The organism is Streptomyces sp. NPDC001714 (assembly GCF_042892755.1).
GTDB lineage: Bacteria > Actinomycetota > Actinomycetes > Streptomycetales > Streptomycetaceae > Streptomyces.
In genome coordinates, this window is sequence record NZ_JBIAUL010000018.1 from 1 (window position 1) to 14,002 (window position 14,002).

A 14,002-nucleotide genomic window follows, 5' to 3' on the forward strand; every position below is an offset into this window, starting at 1 on the left:
ACAATCACCTTGCTCCCCCCCCCCCGGGCCGGGGGTGTTTTCTTGTTTCTGTTTATACCCCGGGGGGCCCGCGCCCGGGGGGCCCGGGGCGGGCGGGCGGCCAGGGGCCCCCGCCGCTCCTTGTCTCCGCCACCGCTCCGGCGGCCCCCACCCGCTCAGCGCGCAGCCGTGCCAAGGCGGACGACCAGAGCAGGAAGAAACTCGACCGTTCCGAGCACCAGCACCAGGACCAGGCCGCCGCCGACCAAGAGTGCCCACGCCACCAACCGCCCACCGATCGACGCCGCATGGCCCACAGATCCGCAGTCCGAGCCCAGAGGGCGGGCCGCGTCGGCAACGTCCAGGTCCGAGCGAGGTGCGGCCCGTGACGATGGAAGAAGGGTGGCTGAGGACGGCGCGGGGTTGCTGGAAACACACGTGACGGGTGCTCAGTCGGCGTACCCGCCGTCGTGGCTGACTTTCGCTGGCTCAGCTCAGAACCCTCTCCAACTCGACATCGCGAAGCCGGGGTTGCAGCCGCACCCACGTTCGAGCACGCCAACCACCCCGGTACCATCGGCACCGGGGTCCTGATCAGGGCTTCCGTGACCGGACCACCCGGAATGCTGTCCAGGCTGAGGGGTGGTCCGGTCTTTTGGCTGTCAGCCGTAGCCGTGCGAGCGGCGCCGACGAACCGGCGCTTCGGAATCAGCTCAGAGCCTTGCCCACCTCGTAGATGGTGGGCCGGTCCCCTGGTGCGTGGCTGAGCATCGCGTCGATCAACTCGCCTAGCTCACCAGGCGCCTTCACGGGCCGGCGACGACCGTCCGCCACGGCCTCTCTCTGCACCGAGCGCGGAGCGTCGTCCGGGTACTCCATCGCCCGCCAACCGGTAGCGGAGATCAGCAGGGAAGCCCCGAGCGCGTACACGTCGGCTTCCTGCGTCGGCTCGGCTTCTCCGGTGTCGAGCACGCTGCGGGCGATCTCCGGTGCCTCGTAGTGGACGAGGCAGCCGCGGAACGGGAAGTCGTACCCCTCAGGCACGTTGCCGCCCTGGGCAAGGGCGAGGTCGATGAGGTGCGTTCGTTCCGGGCCGATGATGAAGTGGGCGGGCTGTACGTCACCGTGTGCCCAGCCTTTGGCGTGGAGTTCGGCCAGTGCCTCGACGCAGCCCAGCGCCACGCTGGTGTGTGGTGCGATGGACGAGTCCGGCCTACGGCAGGGCTCCCAGAGCTGGTATAGGTCCGGCCCTTCGTGCCACGGCTGGAAGTTCCAGGTACCGCGCTCCCATTCGCCGTATGCGAGGTCGACCAGGCCGAGGCGCAGCAGCACGGCCCCTTCGCGTGCGGGGGCGAGGGCGGTCCAGGGCTGGGAGGCCCATTCGGCCGTGGCCTCGATCGGGTAGCCGACTTTCACGGCGTAGTGGCCTCGATGGCTTTCCACCTCCCACACCATGGAGCCCCGGCGGTCGAGGACCAGGCGCTGGGACGTGGGCATGAGCGCGTCGAGCACCACGATCGGCAGTTCAGGGGGTGACCCGGGCAACGTCTGTTCTCCTTCCGGGCGAACGCGGCCGACCACCAGTCGAGGCCGGCCGCGTCGCTGCTGTCGCGTCCTACTCCTGATAGTCCTGACCGTACGGACGGCCGCAGTCCGAGTCGCACTGCGCGAGGTTCGTGCCGTCCACGGTCCACAGGTCGTCGAAGACCTTGAACCCAGCCGCCTTCATGGCGCGTGCCGCAGTGATGACCATCAGCAGGTCGCGGGGCCCGCCGCCCGGCTTCGGGTTGTGGTGCAGGAAGCGGCCCGCGTACCGGTCGCACAGCCTCGCGTATTCCTTCGTGTGCAGGATCAGCGCGTGCAGGCCGAGGTCCACCTCATCGGACGGGACCATGGGGACGTTGGCCGTGGCTGCGGTGACCAGGAAGGCGACCGCCTGGTCTGCGATCCGCTCGGCGCGCTCGGGCGACTGCCCGTTGTGGACGACCACGAAGTGGGCGAGGCTCTCGAACAGCTCCTCGCCAGCCACCGCGCGACCGGTCTTCAGATCGTTCACCGTTGCCGTCATGCGAGTACTCCTTGTGTGTGGCGCTGCGTGGTTGGATGGCCGACCCCGAACGGGAAAGGGGGAGCCGGGGAGTTGGCACCCGTCCGGGGCGGCCCGTCTACTTGCCCATGGCGAGAGCCATGCCGATCACCAGGCCGCACGAGCCGCTGATCATGATCACGAACAGGACTCCCGCGTACCGGCCGACAGCGCGCATCACAGCCCACCCCGACTGTTGCGGTTCTTGATCGACAGGCGGGCGCTCAGTTCCTCGCGTGGACTCGGCGCCACCACGTTGTCCGGGATGGCATCCCATTCCGTGCCGCCGCCGATCGGCCTTATCTGCACTCGACCGCCGACCGCACCCATGACGACGCCGATCCGGTCTCGGGCGCTGTCCTTCGCCAGTTCACCGATGCCTGGTCTGGTCTGCTGGTTGCTCGCCATGGAAAGGAGCATCGCGATCCGGGGACCCTTGCCAAAAGGTCAGGCTGATTACCCAACTTGGGTAATATCGCGGCAAGTAGAGAACCAGCGACGTTGCGTAGCCCTCGCGGTGTGGGAGCTTGCCGATGCCCGACGCAGACCGGCCGCAGGAACTGCCAGCCAGGCTGCTCACTGATCCCGAGATGATCGACGCGTGTCGAGTGCGGGACTTCGCCAGGGTCTTCCGGCTGGTGAAGACGAAGGCGGGTATCTACCCATCCATGATCGCCAGACGCTGTGAGCTGACTCCCAGCCGTGTCGGCGAAGTCATCGCTGGGCAGCGCCAGTTGCTGCATATGGACGTCATCGAGCGCATCGCGGACGGCCTGCGCATCCCAGGCCACATGCTCGGTCTCGCCCGCCGGGTGTGGGAGACACCTCAAGCCCTTGTGGTCACCGAGCGAGAGGCACCGCAGGAGCCGGAGCCCGAGCCGCAGACTCCCGCGGCTCTACCTGGCCCCGATGTGGACAGCATCCTGGCTCTGGCCACGCGAACGAGCCTGAACGCGGCCACACTTGAAGCCTTCCGATCCTCCATCGAGGACTACTGGCGACGGGACGACCAACACGGAGGCGAGGCACTGCGGCCGGCCATCGTCGGCCAGCTCCGCCATGTCGTCGGTCTCTTGAAGGAGAACCGACCGCCGTCTATCCAAAACGGCCTGTACGGAATCGCCGCCGAGCTGGCACGCCTCACCGGCTGGACCTACTTCGACTCCCGCCAGTACAACCAGGCCCGCGCGTACTTCACCGAGGCCCTGCAACTGGCCAAGGAAATCGATGACCGCCAGTTCATGGCCAACGTCCTCGCCTGCATGAGCTTGCAGGGCACCTACCAGGACAAGCCCGCTGACTCGCTGGCCTTCGTGACGGCCGCCCAGGACCAGGCCCGCTCAGCCGTCGACACCACCCCACGGGTCCTGTCCATGCTGTCGATGCGCGAAGCCTTCGCTCACGCCACACTGGGCAACCGGGACTCCACTCACCAGGCGATCGGGGAGGCGCACCGCCATTTCGAGCGGATTCGGGTGAGCGATCCGGACCCCTCCTGGGTAACGTACTTCGATGAGACGAAGTTGATCGTGGACACGGGGATCGCTCACGGGCGGTTGGGTGAAGCGGCTACCGCCGAACCCTTGATCGCGGACGCGTTGCGGCGAGAGGCCCGCACCAACCAGCGCGGCCGAGCGTTTCACTCGTTCTGGCTTGCCCGTACGCAGTTGGACCAGGGCAAGCTCGACCAGGCTTGCCACACCGCCACGCAAGCGCTGGAACCGGCGTCGGCAGTGGCGTCCGAGCGCGTGTCAGGTCATCTCAGGGATTTCTACGACCAGTTGGCCCCACACAGGCAGGAGCCCGTAGCCCTGGCCTTCGAGGCGCGACTACGGGAACTCCTCCCACCGGTCAGCGGATCGCTTCGTCCATGAGCAGGTACAGCAGGCCGACCAGCGAGCCACTGCTCACGACCTCCCGGCGGTCGATCATGCCCCGCACCTCCGAGAGAGGAATCCACTCGATGCGGTCAGACTCGTTCTTCTCCGTCGGCGGCCCGGCGTAGGTCGCGCCGTCGATCCGGAAGACGTGGTGCTGCGAGTCGGTAATCCCGTTGGCTGGCTCGGCGTAGATCAGGGGCTTGATGGGACCGGGGCGCCAACCGGTCTCCTCCAGGACTTCGCGGCCTGCCGCCTCTTCTGGCGTCTCGCCTTCCTCAACCAAGCCCATGGGCAGCTCCCATGCCCACGATTCGGTGATGAAGCGATGCCGCCACATCATCAGGACCTCTTTGCGGTCGTTGACCACGGCAGCCACGGCCAGGTGCCGGAGGCGAACAACGTGGTACTCCCACCTGCGCCCGTCCGGCTGTTGGACATCGACTAGACACAGGTTCACCCACTTGTTGGTGTAGATCTGACGCTCACCGTGGGTTTTCCACTCCATACCTGCGGCCCCTCTCGCGATCGGTCTCCAGGATCTCAGACCGACGGAGCAGCGGATACCGCTTGAGGTCTCTTCACGTCAGTCTGACGAGATGGCTCACGGTACTGCTCCGAACGAAGGTGCGCGGCTGGGCTGTCGCGCCCGTCAACTGTTGACACGATCTCGCTGGCTCACTGGCGCGGAGATAGGGTGCGACGCAGAATCTGTGGGTCGGCGAGGCCGTGTAGCCAGTAGAGGTACGGCAGTAGCACCAAGTCATTCGGGATGCTGCCGGTGTGTGACATCAAGAGGCTGTCTCACGTGGTGCTCCAGCTACTCGACCGTGCTCGTGAGGAACGTGTGGATCTCGGCGGCGAGGTTTCGCATGTCCTCGGCGGCCGTGTGCACGGTGGTGGTCTCGAAGTGCCACTCCTCGGACGGAGGCCGGTCGTGGATGCCCCACGTGAGGTGGACGTAGCCGCCGGGGCGGTGTTCCGCCGAGATTGTCAGGTCGTGTTCCAGGGAGCGCCAGGTGCGCGCCCCGTCCCAGCCGCGGAAGTCCTCGGCCAGCGTCGAGAGGAATGTGTCGATGCCGTCACCGTCCCACGTCCGCACCACGGTCTCGACGCTCACCCATTGCCCGCGAGCTTTCACAAGGAAGTCGAGTGTGGGATCACCCCCGAACGGTCTTGTCGGCTCGGAGAAGAGCAGGTGGACCGGTCGCGGTCCGGGGTCTCCCACGCGTACCACTGCGCCATCTTCGATCATTCGAGCAGGTTAGAAGTCGTGAGAGTCGCTGACCAACCGCTATCCCCGCACCGCAGTGGCCACTTGGGGCATGATCGTCCGCCATGGCTGTGGATCTCGCGCGGGACCTGGTCCCCGATGGGCTGTGGAAGATAGCCGCGCCGCTGATACCGCCGTGCCGGCCCAGACAGCAGGGTGGGGGGACGGTGCCGGTGGCGGATCGAAAGGTGTTCACCGCAGTGGTGTACGTGCTGGCCAGCGGTTGCGCCTGGCGCTACCTGCCGCCGACGTTCGGCACCTCGCCCGCCACCGCGCATCGCCGGTTCACGGCGTGGACCAAGGCCGGTCTGTGGCGTCGGCTGCACCGGGCCGTCCTGGACGAACTCGGTGCCAAGGGCAAGCTGGACTGGGCCTCAGCGATCATCGACGCCGCGTCCGTCCGCGCGAAAGGGGGGCCCGCTGACTGGACCGAACCCGGTCGATCGTGGCAAGAAGGGCAGCAAACTGCATGTGCTGTCCGAAGCCCAGGGCATCCCGCTGGCCGTCGCAGTCTCCGGCGCGAACGTGCACGACAGCCAGGCGTTCAAGCCGCTGCTCCTGGGCATTCCCTCCATACGCTCCCGGCGCGGGCCACGACGACGGCGACCGGTCAAGGTTCGCGCCGACAAGGCGTACTTCTCCGCCGAACACCTCGCCTGGCTCCGCTCACGAGGACTCATCCCGCGCATCGCACGCCCAGGCATCGAGTCCGGCGAGAGACTCGGCCGGCACCGCTGGAAGATCGAGCGGTCCATCGCCTGGCTCTTCGGCTACCGCCGGCTCACCATCCGATACGAGCGGAAAGGCTCCCACTTCCTCGCTTTCCTCGGCCTGGCCGCCGCCCTGACCTGCTACAAGAAGCTCGCGAAACTCGCCACGTGAGACACCTTCTTAGCGAGGGCTACACCCATCTCGGTTCAGGCGGGAAGAACAAGGGGCAGGTCCGCGGTGACGGTGGCTCCCTGCGGCGTGGCCTGAATGGTGAGGGTTCCGCCGATCTGCTCGACGCGTTCGTGCATGGACTGGATCCCGACCCCGAACGTCCAGGGCTCGGTGCAGCGGCCGGTGTCCGCGATGGTGACGCGGAGCATGGCGTCGTCCGACAGGGTCAGGGTGAGCCTGGCCGTGGCGCCCGCGGAGTGCCGGGCGATGTTGGTCACTGCCTCCACCGCGACCCGGTAGGCGGCGACCTCCACGGCCGCGGGGAGCTGGGGCAACCGGTCCGGCGCGTGGAGGGTGATGTCCAGCGGTCGGCCGTCGGCGAGACGCAGTTGGGTGACACGTTGGCGGACGGCGTCGACGAGGCCGAACTCGTCGAGGGCTCGGGGCCTGAGGCCGTAGACGATACGGCGGATCTCGGTGATCGCGTCGCCGACGTCGGCGCGCAGCCCTCGCAGTGTCCGCGCCGCGGCGTCCGGGTCGGTGCCGATGAGGTTGACGGCCGCGTCCACGTTGTAGGCGATGCCGGTCAGGGTCGGGCCGAGCCCGTCGTGCAGGTCCCGGCGCATGCGGCGGCGCTCCTCCTCCAGCGCGGTCACCACCCGGCCCCGCGAGGCGCGTAGTTGCTCGCTCAGCCGGGCCGCGTGCAGCGCCTGGGCCAGCGGCACCGCCACCAGCTCGACCACCGCGGCCGCCGCCCGCGGGAGCCGCAGATGCCCGGGCGGGAGACAGACCACCAAGTCGCCCACGTGCTCTCGGCCTGCCTGCAGGGCGGTGACCGTGGTGTAGGCGCCGTCCTTGGTTCCCGCCGTGGCGATGGTGACGCCGTCCTGGCGCAGCGCGATCCCGGGCACGCCGAGGGTCGAGCGGAGGGTGTGCAGCCAGTCAGGCGGTGGGGCACCGGCGGTGAGGTCCGTGCCGAGCCGGGTCAGGGTCTCGACCGGGTCGGCGGATCTGCCGAACAGCATCTCGTCCATGCTCGCCTCCACCCACTGCTGTACGGGCCTGTAGCCGGAAGCGATCACGGCCGCGAGCAACGCCGGCACCCCCTTGCCCGGCCGCGAGCCCACCACCATTTCCCACAGCGCCGCGAAGCCTTCGTAGACAGCGGCGCTGAGCGCGAGCATGACGATGAGCACGGTCGCGCCGCGGATCACCACCCGCACATCGACCCGCCGCGGGGCGACGATCGCGACGGTGATCGCCACCGGGAAGAACAGTGAGAGGAGTCCCTCGCCGACCACGTTGTCGACGGAGCTCATGGGCAGGGAGTTCTGCGCCGCGAAGTACACCATGCCGCCGAGGGTTGCCGCGGCCGCCCCCAGCACCAGCCACAGCACCCGGCGCCGGTCGTCCCCCAAGGTGACCTCGAAGAGCACCCAAGTGCCCGCGCACATCGCGACACCCGAGGCCAGGCCCGCCGCCACCAACGGAGCCTGGGCGCCTTGCGCCGCCGCTACAGCGCACCCGGCCCCGGTGACGAGGAGGCACCCGTCCGCCCAGCGCAGCATCCGGGTGACCGGACGCGCCTCGACGACCCGGAGCGCGGCCAGTGGCACGACGGCTGTGGAGGCGAGCACGGCCAGCCCCAGGGCGATGTCCCGGACCCCGGCGCCAAGCAGCAGAGGAGCGCTCAGCAGCATGACCGCGGACACGGCGAGCAGCCGGGACACCGGCGCGGCCGGACGGCGCGGGGTGACCATGCCACAGGACACCGCCAGGCCGCCGCCGGCCATCACAGCCCAGGTCACCCACTGGTCCGACGTCGGCGGAGGCGCGAACCACAGGGAGGCGACCGCCGTACCGGTCAGCAGGGCGAGTACGGCCCACAGCGCAACCGGGCGGCCCCGGCAGGCGCCGAGCCGGATCCGCGCCGTCACGGGCCCGAGCCCGGGGTGCCGCCGCCGAGGCCCTGCTCCCGGGCCAGGATCACTGCTGCGGTCCTGTCGCGCACCCCCAGCTTGGTGACGATGGCCGAGAGGTGGTTGCGGACAGTCTTGGCGGCCAGCGCCAGATCGGCCGCGACCTGGGTGTTGCTGTGCCCTTGGGCGATCCGTTCGAGTACCTCGCGCTCGCGCGTGGTGAGGTCGGGGAACGGGACGGCGGGCAGGGGCGCCGGGTCCAGGTGCCCAAGCAGGCGGGCCGCGACTCCGGGACCTATGACGAACTGGCCGGCCGCGACCGAGCGGATGGTGGTGAGGATCTCCTCCTGCTGTGCCCCCTTGAGGAGATAGCCGCGGGCGCCGGCGCGCATCGCGGACACCACTGTCTCGTCGTCCTCGAACATGGTGACCACCAGTACCGCGACGTCTGGCAACAGGGCGGTTAGCCGTCGCGTGGCCTCCACACCGTCCATCGCCGGCATCTGGATGTCCATCACCACGACGTCGGGGCTGTTCAACTGCGCCTCGCGCACCGCCTCCTGCCCAGTGGCCGCCTCGCCGACCACCTCGACACCGTCCAGCGAGGCCAACAGGGCCGTCATCCCGCGGCGTACGACGGGGTGGTCGTCGGCGACAAGTACGCGGATTGGGCGCGTGGTTGGGCTCATGTCCCGATGATGGCCGACAGTCGTCGCAGACGGGGAGCTATGTGTCCCGGTACGTACGGGAAATCCTCCCGGGCGCCCGGGACACACAGCCCTCGCCTCCCAGGCGCCCCCTACCCCATGCTCGGTGCACGGATAGCCGTGTTGGCGCCCCACAACGACAGGCGGATGGACATGAGCAAGCTGGCAGCCGCGCCCTCCCTCAACCGCAAGAACAAGGTGGGCCTCGCTCTCGCCGCGGTCCTCGGCCTGTTGGACCTGGGCAATGTCTTTGACATCCCGGCGGACGATGGCGGCACTGCGGGTCCCCCGACCGGTGTCCTGATCGGCGACATCGTTCTTGGGTTAATCACCTTGGTCGCGGTCGTCATCACGTGGCGCAGGGGTAGCCGGACAGGATCCCGCGTTGTGGCCGGTGCGCGGATCATCGACGTGGTCACGGCCCTTCCGGCGTTGTTCGTCAGCGGCGTCGCGTCCTGGGTGGTGCTCGCGGTCGCGGTCTTCGTGATCGTCAGCGTCGTCGTCATCGCCCTCGTCCTGTCCCGCCCGGCGCCAGAACCCGCGGCGCTGTAAGCGGCGGACGCCGAAATTGTTTCCGCAGGTCACAGCCTCACGTCGTGAAGCGCAGAAATCCACGACGTCCGCGATCACTCAGTGGACGGAACAGCATAAGGAGGAGACACGATGTAACCGGGATGGCAGGGACAGCAGGCCGCGCAGCAGGGCACAGCATGGTCCTGCCGAGTGCCGCTCCAAGGGTTGGCAGTTCGTTACTGTACGACAGGGGCTGCATGCGACCGCATGCAACTGCAGAATCGCGCCATGAACCGGCGATGGCCAGCCGCCACCGATCTCGCCCGCACGCGTGGCACCCCGGATTCCAAAAGTCATACATTGAGCCCTTTCCAACCTGCCGGAACGGGAGGGTCGGGCTCTCCGAGGGCGGTCGCCCCATCACCAAGGTGACCATCAGGAGCGCAGGTCAGCCAAGCGCCCAGGGCGACGCACACCACGCCGCGAAGGCGTGTGACCAGCATTGACAGCAGGTTGGAAAACGCTCATTCAACGTATGAAGACACGTCTTCACGCTATGTGAAGCTCCCGGGACGGGGCTTGACCTCGCTCTGTGTGAGCCGCAGCGCACGTACGCCAGACGCATCACTCAAGGGGGGAACGTAATGAATTACGCCCAACTGTGGACATCGCAGAGTACTTACGCTGGCGCCACCAACGACCTGCCCACCCTCGTAGCCATTCCGTCCGCCTACGCATCACCTGCCTCGGACGCCCGCCTGTACATGTTCTGGCGGGGCCTGCGAGAGGATCAGCGCCTGTTCTGGTCGCAGTACGACGGAACCGGCCATTGGTCACCGCAGCGAGTCATCAACGGAGTCGGCTCCAATTGCCGTCCCTCTGGTTGCCAGGTCCGCAGCGGCAACGAGAACGTACCGCTTCTCGTCTGGCGTGGCATCGAACCCGGTGATCACCAGATTTGGTGGGCCTTCGGCCACCCCGAAGAGCAGTGGTTCCAGAACACCATCCCGGGCGCCGGTAGCAGCCACGGTCCCTCAGCCGCTTACGCGAACGGGCGCGTTTACGCGGTCTGGAAGGGAGTGCCGGGCGACCAGAGGATCTGGCAAGCATCGCGAGCCCCGAATGAAGACTGGGTGATGGATCCCCGTCCGATCCCCGGTGTCGGCACCAGCTCCAGCCCATCCTTGCTCGCCGTGGGCGACCGCCTCTACATGTTCTGGAAGGGCATCGATGGCGACCACACCATCTACTACTCCTGGTCCCAGCCCGGAGGCCAAGCGCTGCCCTGGCAGCCCCAGACACGCATCGACTTCGTAGGCACCACCTTCGGCCCCACTGCAGCCGACTACAACGGCGATATCGTCCTTGCCTGGAGGGGCAGCGGCAGCGACAACAACATCTGGGTCACGTCGATGAAGAACGGCACCCCGCCAACCGACCAAACCCCCATCCCGGGACGAGGCACCGCAGTCGGACCATCCATCGCGGTCTGGAACGGTCAATTGTTCATGGCCTGGCGGGGCATTGGTGACGACTACACCATCTACTGGGCCAAGCGTCCCTGAAACGTTCCGGAGCCTCCAGCAGACCCGGAGCGGTTCAAGAGGGAACTAAAGCTGACAACTGTGCGTTTCTCCCGGTATCGGGCCGTGTCACAGCCGGTCATCCGAAGGGAAGTCAGATGCATCCTTCACCTTGCCAGTGCGCCGAGTGTGCTCCAAGGCTCAACCCCCTTCCCCGTGTCGGACTGCGCGCTCTACCCGCACGGCGGCTGACTCCGACCATCGCGTCCCTGCCGGACCTGACCAGGGTCGGCAGGGACGGAGCCCCGCAGAACATGCCTGCATACCGCATCACTGGCCTCCAGCCGCTGCGGCTCGGCAGCATGCCCGCTGATGCCGGCGAACCGCGACCCCTTTCCGTTCGCCCCACGCCACTTCCGGTTGCCCCGCGTGTCCAGCAGGAGGGCGTGCTCCAAGCCGTGGTCCGCGGCCTTCTCGACTGGTTCGTCGGCCCAGGGATCTCACAGACAGGAGTACCAGCGGGGTACACGGCGACCACCCGGACGACCGAATTCAGCTTTGGCCCGCTCCGGCTGAGCGAGTCAGTTTCCTACACCCCGGACTCCATTACGATCACGCTTCCGAATGGCGCATCGATATCGGCAACAGGAGCCGACGCCGCAGAGGTCCGGAGCGCGGTCCGTGGGAAGCTCCAAGCCTTGTTGCGCGAGGTCGACGGCGGCGGACCGGGAGACGACCGGCGGTAGCGGAGCAGTCTCGTTGAGGCGGATGGTTGCCGGTCGTACGGTGACCGTATGGGCAGGGACGGGGTTCCCCGGCTGCGGCTGGTCGTGATCACGGACGATGCCACTGGGCCGCGGTTGTGCCGGAGGTGCGGTGGTCCGCGGATGCCGTCGGCGAAGACGACGGCCGTGTTCTGCTCGTCGTCGTGCCGGTCGCGGCACTGGCGGCGGATGCGCCGGGCGGTGCGATGATGTCGTGCGGCCGGCGCACGGCCGGGTCCGCGTCGTGGACCACGGCGAGGGTGGCCATCCGCTTGCGGCAGGTCTTCTCCCCGGCGGACAGACGGCTGCGGAACGTGCGCGTCGCCCGCTGGGCGGCCTTCCGCGTCGCCTCCCGCAGGTGCCCCGGGCGCATCACGATCCCCTTGCCGCCGACGCTGAGCACCAGCAGTGTCGTGCTCGCGGCCGGGGCAGGGGTGCGGGCGAGGATCGCGGAGGGCAGCTCGGTGGCGAGCTGGAACAGGGCGGTGGAGCGGGTCTCGGCGAGCCGGATGCCGAGCTTGCGGAGTCGTTCGCCCATTGCCCAGGCGCTGATCGGTCGGCCGGGCTGGCCGCCGGGGAAGAGCCAGGGAGAGTCGGTCTGGGCGAGGACCGCGTGGCTGCGACGAGCGGCGGATTGCTCCAGGGCCAGCTCGGCGACGGGGCTGGGCAAGGTGACCGCGACGTCGCCGAGGCGGATGCGGACGGCCTCGTCCGTCTTCTCGATGTGTGCGGTGGTCAGCCGGGAGATTGCCGCCGGCCACTGGGCATAGAGGAGCAACAGCAGGCCGGCCAGGCGGTATTCGGTCCGGATGGTGTCGTCGTTCAGCAACCGGCGGGCGGTGGCCCAACGGGCGTCGTCGTCCATCGCCTGGGAGGGACCGTTCCACTTCACCGCCGGGAAGCTGAGGTCCCGAGCGATCCTCTGAGCAACGGTCCAGCGTACGAAGTGGCCTGCCTCTTTTCGCAGTTGGGTCTCGTCGCGGGTCATCCAGCGTTCGAGGTCGCTCTGCCGACAGCTGGCCATGGTCAGGCCCTGGTCCGTGAGCCAGTCCAGGAGATAGACGGCGGCCCGGAGGTGCTGGCGGACGACGTTGAGCTGGGTGTGTGTGATGTCGTTGCCGCGGCTTCGGCGGCGAAGCCGGCGGATCAGGTGCCTTCCAACCCCGCGAACCACCGTCATCGGATCCTGCAGTTGATGCCCGCCCTGAACCGAGGCGAGCCGAATCGCCGAATGAACTTGTGACTGGCTGTCTTCCAACTCCATCCACCGTCGAACCTCGTTTCGACGAAATACCCTGCGACCTCTCCGACGCCCCCCATGGCGGCTGCGCAGATGAGGTATCCGGGGCCGCTGACTGCGGCACAGACGGCGTCGCCGGCAACGCCGACGCCGTAGGTGACCGCCTGCACGGCGATCTCGCAGGCCGTTCCTGAGATCCAGCCGGAGGGGCAGAGGCCGTTGATGTCGGTGCAGTTGACCGGGTCACCGTTGCAGTAATCGTATGCGGTGGCGCTGCCGTTTTGGACGGGGTCCGTCTGGAGGAAGCGGCCGGTCATCGGGTTGTAGAGACGCTGACCCATCAGGGTGATGCCGGTGGGAGTGTCACTGGCCCGCTGGGCGGTGCCGAGCCAGCCGTAGCGCGAGGTGTTGGTGGTGTTGCCGTACTCGTCGTAGGAGTAGGCGGTCGCAGTTGTGGTGGCCGTGGCCAGGGTCACTGCGATGTCGCCGTGCAGGTCGGCCAGCTGGAGAGTGACGGAACCGCTCGCCGAGGTGGTCGCGCCCAGGACGCCGGCCACGTCGGTGACCGCCCGGCTGACCGACCCCGAGGAGTCGACGGTCCAGGACGGGTTGTCGGTGTCGTCGCCATAGCGCCCCTCATGGTCAGGCGACGGCTGCACAGATGCTGCCCTACCCGTCCGGGGTCGTACCGTCCGGCGAGCTCAGGACAGGGAACGCGGGACTTGGACGGACGAGGCCTCACTGCGTTGGTCGTGGGGCTACAGGGACGCAGTGGGCGCCGGGTCGCCGGCCCAGCTTGCTGCCGCCGGAGAGGAGACGGTTGGCGGCCAACGCCAGCGTTGCGTCTGGAGGTGCCGCTGCCCCCCGGTTCACAGCCGCATGCAGGGCGGCGATGACGCGACGCTCACCGTCGCGTCATCGCCGCCCGGATCCGTACGGTCGGCTATCCCCGCGCCTCCGGCGACTTCCGGATCTTCCATGACCTCAGGCGGGCGAAGAGCCAGAGCAGGAGGAGCGAGATTGCCACGCGCACGCCCAGGTGCAGCAGGGCGTCCATCAGTTTCTCAGCGGAGAAGCCAGTAACGAGGGAGAACAGGGCGGTCACGAAATTCAGGACTGCGTAGCCCAGGAGCATGAAGGCCAGGAATCCCAGTGGGACGTCCCGCCAGCTCTTGCGGTCTTCGCGCGCCTTGTTGACGTCCGTCACGGTCTCTTCGCCTTCTTCTTTCTTCCTCATGG

14 protein-coding genes are annotated in these 14,002 nt (G+C 68.0%); 4 read left to right on the plus strand and 10 right to left on the minus strand.

Translation table 11 applies throughout. The features are described 5' to 3' along the window. Positions 1 to 687: 687 nt before the first annotated feature. The 3 genes from ACFY0P_RS37830 to ACFY0P_RS37840 all read right to left on the minus strand — a co-directional run bounded on the left by ACFY0P_RS37830 (position 688) and on the right by ACFY0P_RS37840 (position 2,485). Complete coding sequence (locus ACFY0P_RS37830) at positions 688 to 1,524, minus strand: protein kinase (protein WP_388923955.1); 837 nt, start codon at positions 1,522 to 1,524, stop codon at positions 688 to 690. Between the two features lie 70 nt (positions 1,525 to 1,594). After that, a complete protein-coding gene (locus tag ACFY0P_RS37835) occupies positions 1,595 to 2,047 on the minus strand; it encodes a glycine-rich domain-containing protein (protein WP_388923958.1) in 453 nt (150 codons plus the stop codon). Between the two features lie 195 nt (positions 2,048 to 2,242). Then, entirely contained in the window at positions 2,243 to 2,485 is a 243-nt protein-coding gene (locus tag ACFY0P_RS37840; RefSeq protein ID WP_388923961.1) for a hypothetical protein, read from the minus strand. Between the two features lie 113 nt (positions 2,486 to 2,598). Here ACFY0P_RS37840 and ACFY0P_RS37845 point away from each other — a divergent pair, with 113 nt between their 5' ends. Continuing rightward, positions 2,599 to 3,939: a hypothetical protein gene (locus ACFY0P_RS37845; protein ID WP_388923963.1), complete on the plus strand. Its 1,341-nt coding sequence runs from the start codon at positions 2,599 to 2,601 to the stop codon at positions 3,937 to 3,939. Here ACFY0P_RS37845 and ACFY0P_RS37850 read toward each other — a convergent pair. Then, positions 3,917 to 4,450 (minus strand): NUDIX hydrolase, encoded by a 534-nt coding sequence (locus tag ACFY0P_RS37850; protein WP_388923966.1) that lies wholly within the window; start codon positions 4,448 to 4,450, stop codon positions 3,917 to 3,919. The genes ACFY0P_RS37845 and ACFY0P_RS37850 overlap by 23 nt on opposite strands. 312 nt (positions 4,451 to 4,762) lie before the next feature. Next, entirely contained in the window at positions 4,763 to 5,197 is a 435-nt protein-coding gene (locus ACFY0P_RS37855; RefSeq protein ID WP_388923968.1) for a DUF6228 family protein, read from the minus strand. Positions 5,198 to 5,280: 83 nt separating this feature from the next. Here ACFY0P_RS37855 and ACFY0P_RS37860 point away from each other — a divergent pair. Continuing rightward, a protein-coding gene (locus ACFY0P_RS37860; RefSeq protein WP_388923971.1) for an IS5 family transposase occupies positions 5,281 to 6,097 on the plus strand; the annotation gives its coding sequence in 2 pieces (ribosomal slippage) (positions 5,281 to 5,622 and positions 5,624 to 6,097; 816 coding nt in all). Positions 6,098 to 6,132: 35 nt separating this feature from the next. Here the strand turns inward: ACFY0P_RS37860 and ACFY0P_RS37865 are convergent. Both ACFY0P_RS37865 and ACFY0P_RS37870 read right to left on the minus strand, forming a co-directional pair. After that, complete coding sequence (locus tag ACFY0P_RS37865; protein ID WP_388923974.1) at positions 6,133 to 8,034, minus strand: sensor histidine kinase; 1,902 nt, start codon at positions 8,032 to 8,034, stop codon at positions 6,133 to 6,135. Next, positions 8,031 to 8,705 (minus strand): response regulator, encoded by a 675-nt coding sequence (locus ACFY0P_RS37870; RefSeq protein WP_388923977.1) that lies wholly within the window; start codon positions 8,703 to 8,705, stop codon positions 8,031 to 8,033. Before ACFY0P_RS37870 ends, ACFY0P_RS37865 begins: the two co-directional genes overlap by 4 nt. Before the next feature lie 171 nt (positions 8,706 to 8,876). On the opposite strand from ACFY0P_RS37870, the gene ACFY0P_RS37875 reads away from it, so the two are divergent. Both ACFY0P_RS37875 and ACFY0P_RS37880 read left to right on the plus strand, forming a co-directional pair. Next, positions 8,877 to 9,275: a hypothetical protein gene (locus ACFY0P_RS37875; RefSeq protein ID WP_388923980.1), complete on the plus strand. Its 399-nt coding sequence runs from the start codon at positions 8,877 to 8,879 to the stop codon at positions 9,273 to 9,275. A 605-nt stretch (positions 9,276 to 9,880) separates the two neighbouring features. Next, positions 9,881 to 10,801 carry a hypothetical protein gene (locus ACFY0P_RS37880; RefSeq protein ID WP_388923982.1) on the plus strand — a complete coding sequence of 307 codons (921 nt, stop codon included), beginning with the start codon at positions 9,881 to 9,883 and terminating at the stop codon, positions 10,799 to 10,801. Between the two features lie 792 nt (positions 10,802 to 11,593). Here the strand turns inward: ACFY0P_RS37880 and ACFY0P_RS37885 are convergent. The 3 genes from ACFY0P_RS37885 to ACFY0P_RS37895 form a co-directional block, all read right to left on the minus strand. Next, positions 11,594 to 12,703 (minus strand): hypothetical protein, encoded by a 1,110-nt coding sequence (locus tag ACFY0P_RS37885; RefSeq protein WP_388923985.1) that lies wholly within the window; start codon positions 12,701 to 12,703, stop codon positions 11,594 to 11,596. After that, entirely contained in the window at positions 12,700 to 13,422 is a 723-nt protein-coding gene (locus ACFY0P_RS37890) for an RHS repeat-associated core domain-containing protein (protein ID WP_388923988.1), read from the minus strand. The genes ACFY0P_RS37885 and ACFY0P_RS37890 overlap by 4 nt, the downstream gene beginning before the upstream one ends. A gap of 284 nt (positions 13,423 to 13,706) precedes the next feature. Continuing rightward, on the minus strand, positions 13,707 to 14,000 hold the full coding sequence (locus tag ACFY0P_RS37895; protein ID WP_388923991.1) for a hypothetical protein: 294 nt from the start codon (positions 13,998 to 14,000) through the stop codon (positions 13,707 to 13,709). Positions 14,001 to 14,002 lie beyond the last annotated feature (2 nt).

Excerpts from the sequence above, each read along its gene's own strand:
- ACFY0P_RS37840 (WP_388923961.1), bottom strand. The coding sequence starts at position 2,485 with ATGCTCCTTTCCATGGCGAGCAACCAGCAGACCAGACCAGGCATCGGT.
- ACFY0P_RS37870 (WP_388923977.1), bottom strand. The coding sequence starts at position 8,705 with ATGAGCCCAACCACGCGCCCAATCCGCGTACTTGTCGCCGACGACCAC.
- ACFY0P_RS37895 (WP_388923991.1), bottom strand. The coding sequence starts at position 14,000 with ATGAGGAAGAAAGAAGAAGGCGAAGAGACCGTGACGGACGTCAACAAG.
- ACFY0P_RS37845 (WP_388923963.1), top strand. The coding sequence starts at position 2,599 with ATGCCCGACGCAGACCGGCCGCAGGAACTGCCAGCCAGGCTGCTCACT.
- ACFY0P_RS37880 (WP_388923982.1), top strand. The coding sequence starts at position 9,881 with ATGAATTACGCCCAACTGTGGACATCGCAGAGTACTTACGCTGGCGCC.
- ACFY0P_RS37855 (WP_388923968.1), bottom strand. The coding sequence starts at position 5,197 with ATGATCGAAGATGGCGCAGTGGTACGCGTGGGAGACCCCGGACCGCGA.
- ACFY0P_RS37875 (WP_388923980.1), top strand. The coding sequence starts at position 8,877 with ATGAGCAAGCTGGCAGCCGCGCCCTCCCTCAACCGCAAGAACAAGGTG.
- ACFY0P_RS37835 (WP_388923958.1), bottom strand. The coding sequence starts at position 2,047 with ATGACGGCAACGGTGAACGATCTGAAGACCGGTCGCGCGGTGGCTGGC.
- ACFY0P_RS37885 (WP_388923985.1), bottom strand. The coding sequence starts at position 12,703 with ATGACGGTGGTTCGCGGGGTTGGAAGGCACCTGATCCGCCGGCTTCGC.
- ACFY0P_RS37850 (WP_388923966.1), bottom strand. The coding sequence starts at position 4,450 with ATGGAGTGGAAAACCCACGGTGAGCGTCAGATCTACACCAACAAGTGG.